The sequence below is a fragment of the Streptomyces sp. NPDC041796 genome (genome assembly GCF_055590785.1).
This window is the reverse complement of the sequence record NZ_JBVJAH010000005.1, coordinates 205,081-220,606: the sequence shown is the minus strand read 5'-3', so window position 1 is coordinate 220,606 and position 15,526 is coordinate 205,081. Positions and strand designations below refer to the sequence as shown.

The following is a 15,526-nucleotide window of genomic DNA, read 5'->3' as shown; positions in this document are numbered from 1 at the left end:
GCCCAGTGATGCCCCCGAAGAAGAAACGCCCCGTCCTGCACGCCGTGACCGTGCTCGCCCTGCTGGCCGGCAGCGCCTACCTGACCGTGGAGCTCCGCAAGGAGGAGCAGGCGAAGGCTCCCGCCGTGCAGGCCGTCACCGACACTCCCCTCCTGGAGTCCAGCAGCGGGCAGATGAGCGGGACGCAGAAGTGGGAGCGGCTCGGGAACCCGGATCGTTCGGTGCTGCGCGGCCAGGACGGACAGGTCCTCGCGACGTTCACCGACGGCGCCCGTACCGCCACGCTCAAGGGCCCCAGCCGTACCTTCACCGAGCCGGCCAGCACCAAGTCACGGGTGGTGACGGAGGACTGGGTACGGCTGATGCCGGAGCCGTGGCGCAAGGGCGCCGAGAAGGAGAAGTGGTTCAAGGACTGGTTCAAGCAGTACTACGGCAGCGAGGAGGACGACGTCTTCGCGTTCGCCTTCCAGTACGTCGAGGGCGCGCCGGTCAAGAAGGACGACGAGGGCATCCCGTACGCGGGCGACGCCCACTTCGGGCCGCTCAACCCGAACGGCAGCCAGGGCAACGACCTGCGCGAAGAGCTGTCCGACTTCTACGACTACCTCGGCATCCCGTACACCTTCCGCGACGGCACCACGATCCGTCCGGAGGACCGGCGGGCCCGTTCCGTGGACTGCTCCGGCTTCCTGCGGCTGGTGTGGGGCTACCGTGCCCGCTACCCGCTGAAGTCGTCCGACGCGAAGGGCGACGGCCTGCCGCGTACCGCGAACGGCATGGCCCGCTCCCGCCTCGGCACGGACGTCCTGCGGCTCAAGGGCGTCGGCGCGGCGGACCGTCCCACGTCGATCGACGTGCTCCAGCCGGGCGACCTGGTCTTCTTCAAGCTGGACCAGCGCACCGGCCAGCGCCTGGACCACGCGGGCATCTACCTGGGCGTCGACACGGACGGCCACCGGATCTTCATCTCCAGCCGGGAAGAGGTCAACGGCCCCACCATCGGCGACAAGGGCGGTACCTCCCGGCTCGACGGCAACGGCTACTACGCGAGCGCGCTGCGCAGCGCGAAGCGCCTGTAAGGGCGTCGACGGATACGCCGAAGGGCCGTACGGGACCGCTCCCGTACGGCCCTTCCCCGTCGGTGTCTCCGCTCAGCTCGCGCCCAGGTGCGTCGGCGCGAACATCCTCAGCAGGGCGGGCAGTACGACGACGGAGGGCCCGGGCCGGGCCAGGGAGTCGGCGAGGTCCTCCCGGAGGGTGTCCGGTGTCGTCAGGACGGCCGGGACGCCGAACGACCCGGCGAGCGCGACGAAGTCGGGGCGGACCAGCTCGGTGCCGGTGGCCTCGCCGAAGGCGTCGGTCATGTACTCGCGGAGGATGCCGTAGCCGCCGTCGTCGACGATCAGCCAGGTGACGTCCAGCCCGTACTGCTTAGCCGTGGCGAGCTCGGCGATCGAGTACATCGCGCCGCCGTCGCCGGAGACGGCGAGCACCGGCCGTGTGGGGTCGGCGGCGGCCGCGCCGAGCGCCGCCGGGAAGCCGTAGCCCAGGCCGCCGGCGCCCTGGGCGGAGTGCATGGTGTTGGGGCGGCGGGCGTCGAACGCGGACCAGGCCCAGTAGGCGAGGATCGTCATGTCCCAGAAGCTGGGCGCGTCGTCGGGGAGGGCGTCGCGTACGGCGTCGAGGACCCGCCGCTCCAGGGTGAGGTCCTGGGCGTCGATCCGTTCCCGGACCTTCGCCAGGACCGTGCGGACGCGGTCGGCGGCGGTGTCGTCCGTACGCGGCGGGACCGTCTCCAGCAGGGCGGAGAGGGCGAGCCGCGCGTCGGCGTGGATCCCGAGGGCGGGGTGGTTGGACTCCAGCTTGCCGAGGTCGGCCTCGATCTGGATCACCCGGCCGCGCGGGGCGAAGGTGTGGTAGTTCGAGGACAGTTCGCCGAGCCCGGAGCCGACGACGAGGAGGACGTCGGCGTCCTCCAGGAAGTCGGTGGTGTGGCGGTCCTCCAGCCACGACTGGAGGGACAGCGGGTGCTTCCAGGGGAAGGCGCCCTTGCCGCCGAAGGTGGTCACCACCGGCGCCTGGATCCGCTCGGCCAGGGCCCGGAGCTTGCCGGAGGCGTCGGAGCGTACGACTCCGCCGCCCGCGATGATCGCCGGCCGTTCGGCGTTCGCCAGCAGGTGCGCGGCGAGCGCGGTCAGCTCCGGGCGGGGCGGGAGGTCCTCCGGGGTGGCGTCCATGGCGGTGACCACGGGCAGGATCGTCCCGGCCGACAGGACGTCCGCGGGGATCTCCACCCACACCGGGCCGTGGGGCGCGGTCAGCGCGGACTCCCAGGCGGCGGCGATCGCGGACGGGATCTGCGACGGGGTGCGCACGGTGTGCACGGACTTGACGATGTCGCGGAACGAGGCCTGCTGGTCGCGCAGTTCGTGCAGGTGGCCGCGGCGCCCGCCGCCCAGCCCGGCGGCCGGGACCTGGCTGCCGATGGCGAGCACCGGCGCGCTGGCCGCGGCCGCCTCCTGGAGCGCGGCCAGCGACATCAGGGCGCCGGGGCCCGTGGACAGCAGGAGTGGGGCGGCCTCGCCGGTGACCCTGCCGTACGCGTCGGCGGCGAAACCCGCGTTGTTCTCGACGCGCAGGCCCACGTACCGGAGCTTGGAGCGGCGCAGCGCGTCGAACATGCCGAGCGCGTGCTGGCCGGGCAGCCCGAAGACCGTGGTGGCCCCCAGCCCGGCCAGCGTCTCGACGACGAGGTCCCCGCCGGTGCGGCCGGCCGGCGGATCGAGCGCCGCCTCGGTCTGCGCGGCGGTGGGCCGCAGCACGAGGTCGTGGTCGTGGGTCACTGTTCTCCTTGGGGCTCGGTTCTCCTCCGGGGCGCCTGTTGGCGATGCCGACGGTCGATCATGCTCGGTTCCTCGTTCCTCGGAACCTGCGCGTGCTCTCCGTTTCGGCATCACCGCGCCCCTTCGGCTCACTCGCCGTTCCGTTCCGGGAGCGGGCCCCGTGGTCCACGGCCCGGGGCCCGCCACCCGGCGGGAGAGCCTACTTCGCCTGGTGCTCCGCGCCCTTGGCGCGGCCCGCGGCGATCTGGCGGGACATGATCGTCGTCAGCTCGTACGCCGTGTGGGACGCGGCGACCGAGGTGATCTCGGCGTGGTCGTACGCCGGGGCGACCTCGACGACGTCGGCGGAGACCAGGTTGCAGGAGGCGAGGCCGCGCAGGATCTCCAGCAGTTCGCGGGAGGTCATGCCGCCCGCCTCGGGGGTGCCGGTGCCCGGGGCGTGGGCCGGGTCGAGGCAGTCGATGTCGATGGAGATGTACAGCGGGCGGTCGCCGATGCGCTGGCGCAGCTGGTCGGCCACCTCGTCGGCGCCGCGCCGGTAGACGTCGGCGGAGGTGACGATGCCGAAGCCCATCTTCTCGTCGTCGGTCAGGTCCTGCTTGCCGTACAGCGGGCCGCGCGTGCCGACGTGGGAGAGGGCCTCGGTGTCGAGGATGCCTTCCTCGACGGCGCGGCGGAACGGGGTGCCGTGGGTGTACTCGGCGCCGAAGTAGGTGTCCCAGGTGTCGAGGTGGGCGTCGAAGTGGAGCAGGGCGACCGGGCCGTGCTTCTTGGCGACGGAGCGCAGCAGAGGCAGGGCGATGGTGTGGTCGCCGCCCAGCGTCATCAGGCGGGCGCCGGTGCCGAGGAGGTCGTCGGCGGCGGCCTCGACCGTCTCCACGGCCTCATTGATGTTGAACGGGTTCACGGCGATGTCGCCGCCGTCCGCGACCTGGGCGAGCGCGAAGGGTGAGGCGTCCTGCGCCGGGTTGTAGGGGCGCAGGAGGCGGGACGCCTCGCGGATGGCGTTGCCGCCGAAACGGGCGCCGGGGCGGTAGGAGACGCCCGAGTCGAAGGGCACACCGACGACGGCGACGTCGGCGGTGCCGACCTCGTCGAGGCGCGGCAGGCGCGCGAACGTCGCGGGGCCGGCGTACCGCGGGACGCGGGACGAGTCGATGGGGCCGCGCGGCGTCTCGTGGGTGCTCATGATCGGTTGGCCTTCTTTCGGTCGTCACGTACTGCTGTGTGCCGGTGTGTACTGCTTCGAGTGTGCATGGCCGGCCGGGACGACAGTAGGTGGCCGGACGACGGCGCAGAAGTGTACGTTTCCTCCATTGTCCGGGCTTCGAATGGAGGAAGCGTCCATGACGGAAGCCGTCGCCGGGCCGGTGCCCGCCCCGCCGGCGCCGCCGGTCCCGCTGAGCGCGCTGCTCTCCCGGGAGGACCTCGGCCTGCGGCTGCTGGCCGGGCCGGGTGAGACCGACATCCACTGGGTGCACACCTCCGAGATGGCCGACCCGTTCCCGTACCTGCTGGGCGGCGAGCTGCTGATGACGGCGGGCGTGCAGCTTCCGGACCCCGAGCGGTACGTCGCACGGGTCGTCGCGGCGGGCGCGGCGGCGCTGGGCTTCGGGGTGACCCCGGTGTACGACACGGTGCCGGAGGGGCTGGTCGCGGCCTGCGCGCGGCACGGGCTGCCGCTGCTGGAGGTGCCGCCGAGGACCCCGTTCGCGGCGGTGGGGCGCGCGGTGTGGCGGCTCATGGCGGAGGCCCGCCACCGGGAGCTGCGCCGGGTGACGGAGGCCCAGCAGTCGCTGGCCACCGCCGCGGCACGCCCCGACCCGGTGCCGGCCGTGCTGCGCGCGCTGGCGTCCCGGCTGGCGGGGCGGGCCGCGCTGTACGCGCCGGACGGCTCCGAGTACGCGGCGGCCGGCCGGGCGCTGGAGCCCGGGACGGCGGCGGCCCTCGCGCGCCTGGCCCGGGTGCCGCACGCGGGCTCGCGCCCCGCCTCGGCGGCCGACACCGTGGCCGGCACGCACCTCGCCGCGTACGCCCTCGGGGGCGGCCCCGGTCTCACGCTGGGCCTCGCCTCGGAGCGCCGGGAGGCGGGCGACCACACGATCGCGGGCGTGGCGGTGGTCCTCCTGTCGCTGCTCACCGCCCCGCACCAGGGCGCCGACGAGGCCACGCGCTCCACCGCCCTGGTACGGCTCCTGCTGGGCGCCGCCCCCGCCGACGTCGCCCCGCTGCTCGGCGACGCGCCGTGGACGGTGGTGCACGCGCACGGCGAGGGCGTCCCGCCGCCGCTGGGCACGCCGCTGATGGAGGTGCGGGAGGGCACCGTACGGGCGCTGCTGCCCGCCGGCCGCGACGTCGCCCCGCACCCGGGCTGGACGCTCGGGGTCAGCGCCCCGGCGGACCCTTCGGAGCTGGGTGCCGCCGACCTCCAGGCGGCCCGCGCCCTCGGCCGCGCCCGGGCGGCGCACCTGCCGCTCGCCCGGCACCGCTCCGGCGGGATCGGCGCCCTGCTGGACCCGGAGGAGGCGGCCGTCTACGCCCGCACGCTCCTCGCCCCGCTGCCGGAGCCCCTGCGGGAGACCTTGCGCGCCTGGCTGTCCCTGCACGGGAACTGGGACCGTACGGCGACCGCGCTGGACGTGCACCGGAACACGGTCCGGCAGCGGATCGCGCGGTGCGCGGCGCTGCTCTCCATGGACCTGGACGAGGCCGAGGTCCGGATGGAGCTGTGGTTCGCGCTGCGGTGGTTGTGACGCGAACGACCCTGGACAGGCTCGGTGACTGCCCGGTAACTTATCCTGAGCAAGCGCTTAGCCATACCTTACCCAGCGACACCACGAGGAGGCGTCCGTGCGCCGTACCGTTTTCAACGAGGACCACGAGGCGTTCCGGGAGACCATCCGCGCCTTCATCGAGGCCGAGGTCGTCCCCGTCTACGACGAGTGGTTCGCGGCGGGCCAGGCGCCGCGCGACTTCTACTACAAGCTCGGTGAGCTGGGCGTCTTCGGCATCAACGTGCCCGAGGAGTTCGGCGGCGCGGGCCTGGACACCCACAAGTTCGAGGCCGTCCTGTACGAGGAGACCTCGCGCGCGGGCGTGAACTTCGGCGGCTCCGGCGTGCACGTGCTGCTCGCCCTGCCGTACATCAAGATGCTCGCCACCGACGAGCAGAAGAAGCGCTACCTGCCGAACTTCGTCTCCGGTGAGGAGATGTGGGCGCTGGCGATGACCGAGCCGGGCACCGGCTCCGACGTCGCGGGCATGAAGACCACCGCCAAGCTCTCCGAGGACGGCACGCACTACGTCCTCAACGGCGCCAAGACCTTCATCACCGGTGGTGTGCACGCCGACCGTGTGATCGTCTGCGCCCGCACCTCGGCCCCCTCCGCCGAGGACCGCCGCTTCGGCATCTCGCTGTTCGCGGTGGACACCAAGTCCGAGGGCTACTCCATCGGCCGCAAGCTGGACAAGCTCGGCCTGCGCACCTCCGACACCGCCGAGCTGGCGTTCGTCGACGTCAAGGTGCCGGTCGAGGACCTGCTCGGCGAGGAGGGCAAGGGCTTCTACTACCTCGGCCACAACCTGGCCTCCGAGCGCTGGGGCATCGCCTTCGGCGCCTACGCCCAGGCCAAGGCCGCCATCCGCTTCGCCCAGCAGTACGTCACGGACCGCACGGTCTTCGGCAAGCCGGTCGCGCACTTCCAGAACACCAAGTTCGAGCTGGCCGCCTGCCAGGCCGAGGTCGACGCCGCCGAGGCCGTCGCCGACCGCGCCCTGGAGGCCCTGGACGCGGGTGAGCTGACCCCGGCCGAGGCCGCCAGCGCCAAGCTCTTCTGCACCGAGGTCGCCCACCGCGTCATCGACCGCTGCCTCCAGCTGCACGGCGGCTACGGCTACATGAACGAGTACCCGATCGCCCGCCTGTACGCGGACAACCGCGTCAACCGCATCTACGGCGGCACCAGCGAGATCATGAAGACGATCATCGCCAAGTCGATGGGTCTGTAGTCCCTGTGGCCGAAAGCCCCCAGCCGCTCGATGAACTGCTCGATCTGCTCGACCTGGAGCGGATCGAGCAGGACATCTTCCGGGGCCGGTCCCGCTCGGCGATCGTCCCGCGCGTCTTCGGCGGGCAGGTCGCCGCGCAGGCCCTGGTGGCGGCCGGCCGGACCGTCCCGGAGGACCGGCTCGCGCACTCCCTGCACGCGTACTTCCTGCGCCCCGGGGACCCGGGCGCGCCGATCGTCTACACCGTGGACCGGATCCGCGACGGCTTCTCGTTCACCACGCGCCGGGTCGTCGCCGTCCAGCACGGCCTGCCGATCTTCCACCTGTCGGCTTCGTTCCAGACGTACGAGGAGGGCCTGGAGCACCAGGCCGGCATGCCGCCCGCCCCGGCGCCCGAGACGCTCCCCACGGCCGCCGAGCTGCTGCCCCGGTACGCGGACCGGTTCGTCCACCCCGACACGGTGGACCGCCTCCTGGAGGCCCGGGCGGCGGTCGACCTGCGGTACGTCGAGGAGCCCCCGTACGGCACGGCGGGCGTGCGCCGCGAGCCGCGCTCCCAGGTGTGGTTCCGCACCAACGGCAAGCTCGCCGACGATCCGCTGCTGCACGTGTGCCTGGCGACGTACGTCTCCGACATGACGCTGCTCGACTCGGTGCTCCTCGCCCACGGGCGCGGCGGCTGGGCGGTCGGCGACGTGGTCGGCGCGTCACTGGACCACGCCATGTGGTTCCACCGTCCCTTCCGGGCGGACGAGTGGCTCCTGTACGACCAGGAGTCCCCGTCGGCCTCGGGCGGCCGGGGGCTGGGCCAGGCGCGGATCTACACCCAGGACGGCCGGCTGGCGATCTCCGTCATCCAGGAGGGCGTGGTGCGGGTCCCCCGGGGGTGATTTCCTTGGCGCCATGGAAACGCTGACAGGGGGAACGGCCCTGGCCCTGGCGGGAGTTCTGCTGGGCACGCTGGGCACGCTCATAGGCCAGCACCTGTCGACCCGGGTCGAGAGCCGGCGCCACCAGTGGGAGCGGTCCGCCACCGAACGCGCGGAGCGCAAGACGGCCATCATGGATTTCCTGGGCTCGGCGCAGCGGATCGAGCTGGTGCTCGACAGCAGGAACCTCGGCCTGTCGGACGCGTGCAGCGGCGACGAGGAGGCGCTGCACGAGCTGTGGCTGGCGACGAAGGCCGTGGAGCTGGTCTGCTCGTACGAGACGGCCGGGGCCGCGCGGGACTACGCCAGGGCGCTGCACGCGCGCGTGCGGGGCGGCACGGCGGCCGCGGCGCTCCCGGCCAAGCGGGAGCGGCGGCACGCCTTCATGGACGCCGCCCGGGACGAGCTGAGCGGCCCCCCGCGCGGGGCGAAGGCCCGCTGAGCCGCTCACATCGCCACCCGGGTCAGAGCAGCCCGGCCGCGTCCAGCAGGTACTCCGTCATCGGCTCGTAGAAGCGCGGGTCGATGACGTGGTCGTCCAGCGGCACCGTGACCTGCATGGTGCCCTCCGCCTCGCCGATGAACAGGGCGGGGTCGTTGCAGTCGGCGTAACCGACGGAGTCGATGCCCCGCTGGCCGGCGCGGCCCGCCCAGCCGTGGTCCGCCACCACGAGGTCCGGCTGCACCTCCAGGTGGTCCAGGATGGCGTTCATCGGCTCCGGCGAGTGTGTGTGCCACAGGCTGGCGCCGCGCTCGAAGACCGCCACGTCCGCGAACTGGACGACGTACCCCTCGTCCGCGACGAGCCCGCCCGGGATCCGGACGATGTCGCACCCCGCGGCCCGAAGGGCGGCCGCGGTTCTGCTGTGCACGTCCAGCAGCGCGCCGGGGTGCCCGGTCGCGAACAGCACCCGCTGCCTCCCGGCCGCCGCCTTCCGCAGCCGGGCGGCCATCCGGTCCAGGGCGTCGACGGTCAGCTCCGGGTCGATGGTGTCCTGTCCGGCGCGGTGCGCCGGGTCGTCGATCACCCCGCACCGCTCGGCCATCACGGCGAGCACGTCCTGCTCGTCGGTCCACCGGTCCCCCAGCTCCAGGCCGAGCCAGTAGTGGCGGTCGCCGTTCGCCAGTTTGCGGTAGTGGGAGAGGTTGTTGTCGCGGGGCGTGGCGACGTCTCCGGCGATACGGGTACGGACGAGGTGCTCGACGAGGGCGGCACGGCTGGGTATCGGCATGGCCCCATTGTGCCGCCCCTGCACGGGGCGTGGCGGTGTCATTCCGCCCCGTGGACGTGTCGCGCCTCAGCCCGCCAGCGACCCGAACGCCCCGTGGGCCAGTCGGCGCAGCAGGGCCTCCATGGCCGTGCGGCCGAGCAGGCCGATGTGCGGGGTCGAGTTGAGCAGGCCGAACACGGCGTGGACGGTGGCCCGCGCCTCCGCCTCCGGGGGCGCCGGGTACAGCTCGCGCACCACCGAGACCCACAGCTCGAGGTACTGCCGCTGGAGCTGCCGCACCCTCTTTCGGTCGCTCTCCCGGAGGCGGTCCAGCTCGCGGTCGTGCAGGGTGATCAGGGGGCGGTCGTCGAGCGCGAAGTCGATGTGCCCGTCGATGAGCGAGCCGAGCAGCGCCTCGGGGTCGCCCGCCGCCTCCTGTACGCGTCGCCGGCCGCCGTCGAGGAGCCGCTCGCTGATGCCGACCAGCAGTTCGGCGAGCATGGCGTCCTTGCCGGGGAAGTGCCGGTAGAGGCCCGGGCCGCTGATGCCGACCGCGGCTCCTATCTCGTCGACGCCTACGCCGTGGAAGCCGCGCTCGGCGAAGAGGCGGGCGGCCTCCTTGAGGATCTGTTCGCGGCGCGTCGGGGCGTCGGTCCTGGTGCTCATGGGATTGATTCTAGACAAGGCGGTTAGCGGTCGTTAACCTGATGGACACACGTTAACGGTCATTAACTGGGGGCAAGATGCAGCAGGCGCCCGTGCTGACCAGCACGGCAGATCCGGCCTCCGCCGCCTGGCAGGCCAATGAGGCGGCGCACCACGAGCTGGCCGACGGGCTGCGCGCCCGGCTGGCCGCCGCCCGGCTGGGCGGCGGTGAGAAGGCCCGCGCCCGGCACACCGCGCGCGGCAAGCTGCTGCCGCGCGACCGTGTGGACACCCTTCTGGACCCCGGCTCCCCGTTCCTGGAGCTCGCCCCCCTGGCGGCCGAGGGCATGTACGAGGGGCAGGCCCCGGCCGCGGGAGTGATCGCCGGTATCGGCAGGGTCTCCGGCCGGGAGGTCGTCGTCGTGGCGAACGACGCGACGGTCAAGGGCGGCACGTACTACCCGATGACGGTCAAGAAGCACCTCCGCGCCCAGGAGGTGGCCCTGGAGAACCGCCTCCCCTGCGTCTACCTGGTGGACTCGGGCGGCGCCTTCCTGCCCAAGCAGGACGAGGTCTTCCCCGACCGGGAGCACTTCGGGCGGATCTTCTACAACCAGGCCCGTATGTCGGGCGCCGGCATCCCGCAGATCGCCGCGGTGCTGGGGTCCTGCACGGCGGGCGGCGCCTACGTGCCCGCGATGAGCGACGAGGCCGTGATCGTCCGGAACCAGGGCACGATCTTCCTGGGCGGCCCGCCGCTGGTGAAGGCCGCGACCGGGGAGGTCGTCACGGCCGAGGAGCTGGGCGGCGGCGAGGTCCACTCCCGTACGTCCGGGGTCACCGACCACCTCGCGGAGGACGACGCGCACGCGCTGCGGATCGTGCGGAACATCGTCTCGACGCTCCCCGCCCGGGGCCCGCTGCCCTGGTCCGTGGAGCCCTCCGAGGAGCCCAAGGTCGACCCGGCGGGACTGTACGGCGCGGTGCCGGTCGACTCGCGCACGCCGTACGACGCGCGGGAGATCATCGCGCGGATCGTGGACGGATCGCGGTTCCAGGAGTTCAAGTCCGAGTTCGGGCAGACGCTGGTCACCGGCTTCGCCCGGATCCACGGCCACCCGGTCGGGATCGTCGCCAACAACGGCATCCTGTTCGCCGAGTCCGCCCAGAAGGGCGCCCACTTCATCGAGCTGTGCGACCAGCGCGGCATCCCGCTGCTGTTCCTCCAGAACATCTCCGGCTTCATGGTCGGCCGGGACTACGAGGCGGGCGGCATCGCCAAGCACGGCGCCAAGATGGTCACCGCCGTCGCCTGCACGCGCGTGCCGAAACTGACGGTCGTCGTCGGCGGTTCGTACGGCGCGGGCAACTACTCGATGTGCGGCCGGGCCTACAGCCCCCGCTTCCTGTGGATGTGGCCCAACGCCAAGATTTCCGTCATGGGCGGCGAGCAGGCCGCCTCCGTCCTCGCCACCGTCAAGCGCGACCAGATCGAGGCGCGCGGCGAGTCCTGGTCCGCCGACGAGGAAGAGGCGTTCAAGGACCCGATCCGCGCGCAGTACGAGCAGCAGGGGAACGCGTACTACGCCACGGCCCGGCTCTGGGACGACGGCGTGATCGACCCGCTGGAGACCCGCCAGGTGCTGGGTCTGGCCCTGACCGCCTGCGCCAACGCCCCGCTGGGAGACCCCCAGTTCGGCGTCTTCCGGATGTGAGGGACTGATGTTCACGACTGTTCTTGTCGCCAACCGGGGCGAGATCGCGGTCCGCGTCATCCGTACGCTGCGGGCCCTCGGCATCCGCTCGGTCGCCGTCTTCAGCGACGCGGACGCCGACGCCCGGCACGTACGGGAGGCGGACACGGCGGTACGGATCGGGCCGCCGCCCGCCACCGAGAGCTATCTGCGGGTGGACCGGCTGCTGGAGGCGGCGGAGCGGACCGGCGCGCAGGCCGTCCACCCCGGGTACGGCTTCCTGGCGGAGAACGCCGCCTTCGCGCAGGCCTGCGAGGACGCCGGCCTGGTCTTCATCGGACCGCCGGCCTCCGCGATCGCCCTCATGGGCGACAAGATCCGCGCCAAGGAGACCGTGAAGGCCGCCGGTGTGCCGGTCGTGCCCGGCTCCTCGGGCAGCGGGCTGAGCGACGAGGAACTGGCCGCCGCCGCGCGGGAGATCGGCATGCCGGTGCTGCTCAAGCCCTCGGCGGGCGGCGGCGGCAAGGGCATGCGCCTCACCCGGGTCGAGTCGGCCCTGCTGGACGAGATCGCCGCGGCGCGGCGCGAGGCGCGGGCGTCGTTCGGTGACGACACGCTGCTGGTGGAGCGGTGGATCGACCGGCCCCGGCACATCGAGATCCAGGTCCTGGCGGACGGACACGGCAATGTCGTCCACCTCGGCGAGCGCGAGTGCTCCCTCCAGCGCCGCCACCAGAAGATCATCGAGGAGGCCCCTTCCGTCCTGCTGGACGAGAAGACCCGCGCGGCGATGGGCGAGGCGGCCGTGCAGGCGGCCCGCTCGTGCGGCTACCGGGGCGCGGGGACGGTGGAGTTCATCGTCCCGGGCGGCGACCCTTCCGCGTACTACTTCATGGAGATGAACACCCGGCTCCAGGTCGAGCACCCGGTGACCGAGCTGATCACGGGCGTGGACCTGGTGGAGTGGCAGCTGCGGGTGGCCGCCGGGGAGCCCCTCGGGTTCGCCCAGGACGACATCACGCTCACCGGCCATTCCATCGAGGCCCGCATCTGCGCCGAGGACCCCTCCCGGGGCTTCCTCCCCTCGGGCGGCACGGTGCTGGCGCTCAACGAGCCGCGGGGCGACGGGGTGCGCACCGACTCGGGCCTGAGCGAGGGCACCGAGGTCTCCAGCCTGTACGACCCGATGCTCGCCAAGGTCATCGTGCACGGCCCGGACCGCCCGACCGCGCTGCGCAAGCTCCGGGCGGCCCTGGCCGACACGGTCACGCTCGGCGTCCCGACGAACGCCGGGTTCCTGCGCCGCCTCCTCGCCCACCCGGACGTCGTCTCGGGCGACCTGGACACCGGCCTGGTGGAGCGGGACGTGGACGGGCTCGTTCCCGAGGGCGTCCCCGAGGAGGTGTACGAGGCCGCGGCGGCGGTACGGGAGGCCCGGCTCGGGCCCCGGCCGGACGCGACCGGCTGGACGGACCCGTTCTCGGTGCCCAGCGGGTGGCGGCTCGGCGGCGACAGCGTGCCGGTGACCCACTGGCTGCGCGTCCCGGGCCACGAACCGGTCACCCACCGGACCCGGGGCCACGCGCGTGTGACCGACGACCGGGTCACGGTCACCCTGGACGGCCTCACCCACACCTTCCACCGTGCCGGGACGTGGCTCGGCCGGGACGGGGACAGCTGGAGCGTGCTGGACCACGACCCCGTGGAGGCGTCGCTCGGCCGGAGCGCGCACGCCGGGGCCGATTCGCTCACCGCGCCCATGCCCGGGACGGTCACCGTCGTGAAGGTGGCCGTCGGGGACGAGGTGACGGCCGGGCAGGGGCTGGTCGTCGTCGAGGCCATGAAGATGGAGCACGTCATCTCCGCCCCGCACGACGGCACCGTCGCGGAGCTGGACGTCACGCCCGGCACCACCGTCGCCATGGACCAGGTGCTGGCCGTGGTGATTCCCAAGGAGGAGGTGGAGGCATGACCACAGGGCTTCCCATGACCGTCCCCGAGGACGGCCTGCCCGCGCGCGTGCGGATCCACGAGGTCGGGGCGCGTGACGGCCTGCAGAACGAGCAGGGCGTCGTCCCGACCGAGGTGAAGGCCGAGTTCGTCCGGCGCCTGGCGGGGGCGGGGCTGACCACGATCGAGGCGACCAGCTTCGTGCACCCCAAGTGGGTGCCCCAACTCGCCGACGCCGAAGCGCTCTTCCCGCTCGTCCGGGACCTGGAGGGCGTACGCCTGCCGGTCCTCGTGCCGAACGAGCGGGGGCTGGACCGGGCGCTCGCCCTCGGTGCGCGCGAGGTGGCCGTGTTCGCCAGTGCCACCGAGTCGTTCGCCAAGGCCAACCTCAACCGCACGGTCGACGAGGCGCTCGCCATGTTCGCCCCGGTCGTCACCCGCGCCATCGAGCACGGCCTGACCGTGCGCGGCTATCTGTCCATGTGCTTCGGCGACCCCTGGGAAGGACCAGTCCCGGTCGACCAGGTCGTCGCCGTCTGCCGGCGCCTGAGGGACATGGGCTGCGACGAGCTGAGCCTCGGCGACACCATCGGCGTGGCCACCCCCGGCCACGTACGGCACCTGCTCACCGCGCTGAACGAGGCGGGCGTCGAGACGGACACGCTGGCCGTGCACTTCCACGACACCTACGGCCAGGCACTCGCCAACACCCTCACCGCGCTCCGGCACGGCGTCACCACCGTCGACGCCTCCGCCGGAGGCCTCGGCGGCTGCCCGTACGCCAAGTCCGCCACCGGGAACCTCGCCACCGAAGACCTCGTGTGGATGCTCCACGGCCTCGGCATCGACACCGGGGTCGACCTCGGCCGGCTCACCGCCACGAGCGTGTGGCTGGCCGGACAACTGGGCCGTCCCAGCCCGTCCCGCACCGTCCGCGCCCTCGGCGGCGCGGCCTCCCACAAGGAGTCCTGAGTCATGTCCCTGGACCACCGGCTCTCCCCGGAGCACGAGGAACTGCGCCGCACCGTGGAGGAGTTCGCCCACGAGGTCGTCGCCCCGAAGATCGGCGACTTCTACGAGCGCCACGAGTTCCCGTACGAGATCGTCCGCGAGATGGGGCAGATGGGCCTGTTCGGGCTGCCCTTCCCGGAGGAGTACGGCGGTATGGGCGGCGACTACCTCGCGCTCGGCATCGCCCTGGAGGAGCTGGCCCGGGTGGACTCGTCCGTGGCCATCACCCTGGAGGCGGGCGTCTCGCTCGGCGCGATGCCGGTCTACCGCTTCGGCACCGAGGAGCAGAAGCGGCAGTGGCTGCCGCGCATGTGCAGCGGCGAGATCCTGGGCGCGTTCGGCCTGACGGAGCCGGGCGCGGGCTCGGACGCGGGCGGCACCCGCACCACCGCCGTACGCGACGGTGACGAGTGGGTCATCAACGGCTCCAAGTGCTTCATCACCAACTCGGGTACGGACATCACGGGCCTGGTCACGGTCACCGCCGTCACCGGCCGCACCCCCGAGGGCAAGCCGCTGATCTCCTCGATCATCGTCCCCTCCGGCACCCCCGGCTTCACGGTCGCGGCGCCCTACTCGAAGGTCGGCTGGAACGCGTCGGACACCCGGGAGCTGTCCTTCTCCGACGTCCGCGTCCCGGTGTCGAACCTGCTGGGCGAGGAGGGCCGCGGGTACGCCCAGTTCCTGCGCATCCTCGACGAGGGCCGTATCGCCATCTCGGCGCTCGCGACGGGCCTGGCGCAGGGGTGTGTGGACGAGTCGGTGAAGTACGCCAAGGAGCGGCACGCGTTCGGGCGGCCCATCGGTGACAACCAGGCCATCCAGTTCAAGATCGCCGACATGGAGATGCGGGCGCACATGGCCCGGATCGGCTGGCGTGACGCGGCGTCCCGGCTGGTGAGCGGGGAGCCGTTCAAGAAGGAGGCCGCGCTGGCGAAGCTGTACTCGTCGACGGTCGCCGTCGACAACGCCCGTGAGGCCACCCAGATCCACGGCGGCTACGGCTTCATGAACGAGTATCCGGTGGCCCGTATGTGGCGGGACTCCAAGATCCTGGAGATCGGCGAGGGCACCAGCGAGGTCCAGCGCATGCTGATCGCACGGGAGTTGGGTCTGTCGGCCTGACCGTCGGCTACGCGGCGGCCGCCACCCTCCCCCGGTGGCGGCCGCGGCGCGTCCGGCCCGGCGGCGCCCCCGTGTCGCATCGCACAGGGGGGCACCCCCTGGACAAGGCG

At 72.8% G+C, this 15,526-nt stretch carries 13 protein-coding genes; 9 read left to right on the top strand and 4 right to left on the bottom strand.

Going from position 1 to position 15,526, the window contains the following annotated elements; genetic code table 11:
• Positions 1-8 precede the first annotated feature (8 nt).
• Positions 9-1,079, top strand: a complete 1,071-nt coding sequence (locus ACZ6C1_RS11890; RefSeq protein WP_469240125.1) for a C40 family peptidase — start codon at positions 9-11, stop codon at positions 1,077-1,079.
• Between the two features lie 72 nt (positions 1,080-1,151).
• Here ACZ6C1_RS11890 and ACZ6C1_RS11885 read toward each other — a convergent pair whose 3' ends face one another.
• Together ACZ6C1_RS11885 and speB are read right to left on the bottom strand one after the other, a co-directional pair.
• Complete coding sequence (locus ACZ6C1_RS11885; RefSeq protein ID WP_469240124.1) at positions 1,152-2,843, bottom strand: thiamine pyrophosphate-binding protein; 1,692 nt, start codon at positions 2,841-2,843, stop codon at positions 1,152-1,154.
• 199 nt (positions 2,844-3,042) lie between these two features.
• Entirely contained in the window at positions 3,043-4,032 is a 990-nt protein-coding gene (gene speB / locus ACZ6C1_RS11880) for an agmatinase (protein WP_469240123.1), read from the bottom strand.
• A gap of 157 nt (positions 4,033-4,189) precedes the next feature.
• Here speB and ACZ6C1_RS11875 point away from each other — a divergent pair, with 157 nt between their 5' ends.
• The 4 genes from ACZ6C1_RS11875 to ACZ6C1_RS11860 all read left to right on the top strand — a co-directional run bounded on the left by ACZ6C1_RS11875 (position 4,190) and on the right by ACZ6C1_RS11860 (position 8,222).
• Positions 4,190-5,596 carry a helix-turn-helix domain-containing protein gene (locus ACZ6C1_RS11875; RefSeq protein ID WP_469240122.1) on the top strand — a complete coding sequence of 469 codons (1,407 nt, stop codon included), beginning with the start codon at positions 4,190-4,192 and terminating at the stop codon, positions 5,594-5,596.
• 97 nt (positions 5,597-5,693) lie between these two features.
• Positions 5,694-6,851 (top strand): acyl-CoA dehydrogenase family protein, encoded by a 1,158-nt coding sequence (locus ACZ6C1_RS11870; protein WP_469240121.1) that lies wholly within the window; start codon positions 5,694-5,696, stop codon positions 6,849-6,851.
• Between the two features lie 5 nt (positions 6,852-6,856).
• On the top strand, positions 6,857-7,741 hold the full coding sequence (locus ACZ6C1_RS11865) for an acyl-CoA thioesterase (RefSeq protein ID WP_469240120.1): 885 nt from the start codon (positions 6,857-6,859) through the stop codon (positions 7,739-7,741).
• Between the two features lie 13 nt (positions 7,742-7,754).
• Positions 7,755-8,222 carry a hypothetical protein gene (locus ACZ6C1_RS11860; protein ID WP_469240119.1) on the top strand — a complete coding sequence of 156 codons (468 nt, stop codon included), beginning with the start codon at positions 7,755-7,757 and terminating at the stop codon, positions 8,220-8,222.
• A gap of 22 nt (positions 8,223-8,244) precedes the next feature.
• Here the strand turns inward: ACZ6C1_RS11860 and ACZ6C1_RS11855 are convergent, their stop codons facing one another.
• A complete protein-coding gene (locus ACZ6C1_RS11855; protein WP_469240118.1) occupies positions 8,245-9,012 on the bottom strand; it encodes a phosphatase in 768 nt (255 codons plus the stop codon).
• A gap of 66 nt (positions 9,013-9,078) precedes the next feature.
• The gene (locus ACZ6C1_RS11850; protein ID WP_469240117.1) at positions 9,079-9,657 is read right to left on the bottom strand and encodes an SACE_7040 family transcriptional regulator; all 579 of its coding nucleotides are present in this window, start codon (positions 9,655-9,657) and stop codon (positions 9,079-9,081) included.
• Positions 9,658-9,734: 77 nt separating this feature from the next.
• Here ACZ6C1_RS11850 and ACZ6C1_RS11845 point away from each other — a divergent pair, with 77 nt between their 5' ends.
• Genes ACZ6C1_RS11845 through ACZ6C1_RS11830 form a run of 4 tightly spaced genes read left to right on the top strand, consistent with a single transcriptional unit; the run spans position 9,735 to position 15,416 of the window.
• Positions 9,735-11,351 (top strand): carboxyl transferase domain-containing protein, encoded by a 1,617-nt coding sequence (locus ACZ6C1_RS11845; protein ID WP_469240116.1) that lies wholly within the window; start codon positions 9,735-9,737, stop codon positions 11,349-11,351.
• A 7-nt stretch (positions 11,352-11,358) separates the two neighbouring features.
• Positions 11,359-13,302, top strand: coding sequence for an acetyl/propionyl/methylcrotonyl-CoA carboxylase subunit alpha (locus ACZ6C1_RS11840; RefSeq protein ID WP_469240115.1), 1,944 nt, complete (start codon positions 11,359-11,361; stop codon positions 13,300-13,302).
• A complete protein-coding gene (locus tag ACZ6C1_RS11835; RefSeq protein ID WP_469240114.1) occupies positions 13,299-14,252 on the top strand; it encodes a hydroxymethylglutaryl-CoA lyase in 954 nt (317 codons plus the stop codon). Before ACZ6C1_RS11840 ends, ACZ6C1_RS11835 begins: the two co-directional genes overlap by 4 nt.
• Positions 14,253-14,255: 3 nt before the next feature.
• Positions 14,256-15,416 (top strand): acyl-CoA dehydrogenase family protein, encoded by a 1,161-nt coding sequence (locus ACZ6C1_RS11830; RefSeq protein WP_351808570.1) that lies wholly within the window; start codon positions 14,256-14,258, stop codon positions 15,414-15,416.
• Positions 15,417-15,526 lie beyond the last annotated feature (110 nt).

Coding starts and splice junctions, on each gene's coding strand:
- ACZ6C1_RS11890 (WP_469240125.1), top strand. CDS start 9: ATGCCCCCGAAGAAGAAACGCCCCGTCCTGCACGCCGTGACCGTGCTC.
- speB (WP_469240123.1), bottom strand. CDS start 4,032: ATGAGCACCCACGAGACGCCGCGCGGCCCCATCGACTCGTCCCGCGTC.
- ACZ6C1_RS11875 (WP_469240122.1), top strand. CDS start 4,190: ATGACGGAAGCCGTCGCCGGGCCGGTGCCCGCCCCGCCGGCGCCGCCG.
- ACZ6C1_RS11860 (WP_469240119.1), top strand. CDS start 7,755: ATGGAAACGCTGACAGGGGGAACGGCCCTGGCCCTGGCGGGAGTTCTG.
- ACZ6C1_RS11855 (WP_469240118.1), bottom strand. CDS start 9,012: ATGCCGATACCCAGCCGTGCCGCCCTCGTCGAGCACCTCGTCCGTACC.
- ACZ6C1_RS11850 (WP_469240117.1), bottom strand. CDS start 9,657: ATGAGCACCAGGACCGACGCCCCGACGCGCCGCGAACAGATCCTCAAG.
- ACZ6C1_RS11845 (WP_469240116.1), top strand. CDS start 9,735: ATGCAGCAGGCGCCCGTGCTGACCAGCACGGCAGATCCGGCCTCCGCC.
- ACZ6C1_RS11840 (WP_469240115.1), top strand. CDS start 11,359: ATGTTCACGACTGTTCTTGTCGCCAACCGGGGCGAGATCGCGGTCCGC.
- ACZ6C1_RS11835 (WP_469240114.1), top strand. CDS start 13,299: ATGACCACAGGGCTTCCCATGACCGTCCCCGAGGACGGCCTGCCCGCG.
- ACZ6C1_RS11830 (WP_351808570.1), top strand. CDS start 14,256: ATGTCCCTGGACCACCGGCTCTCCCCGGAGCACGAGGAACTGCGCCGC.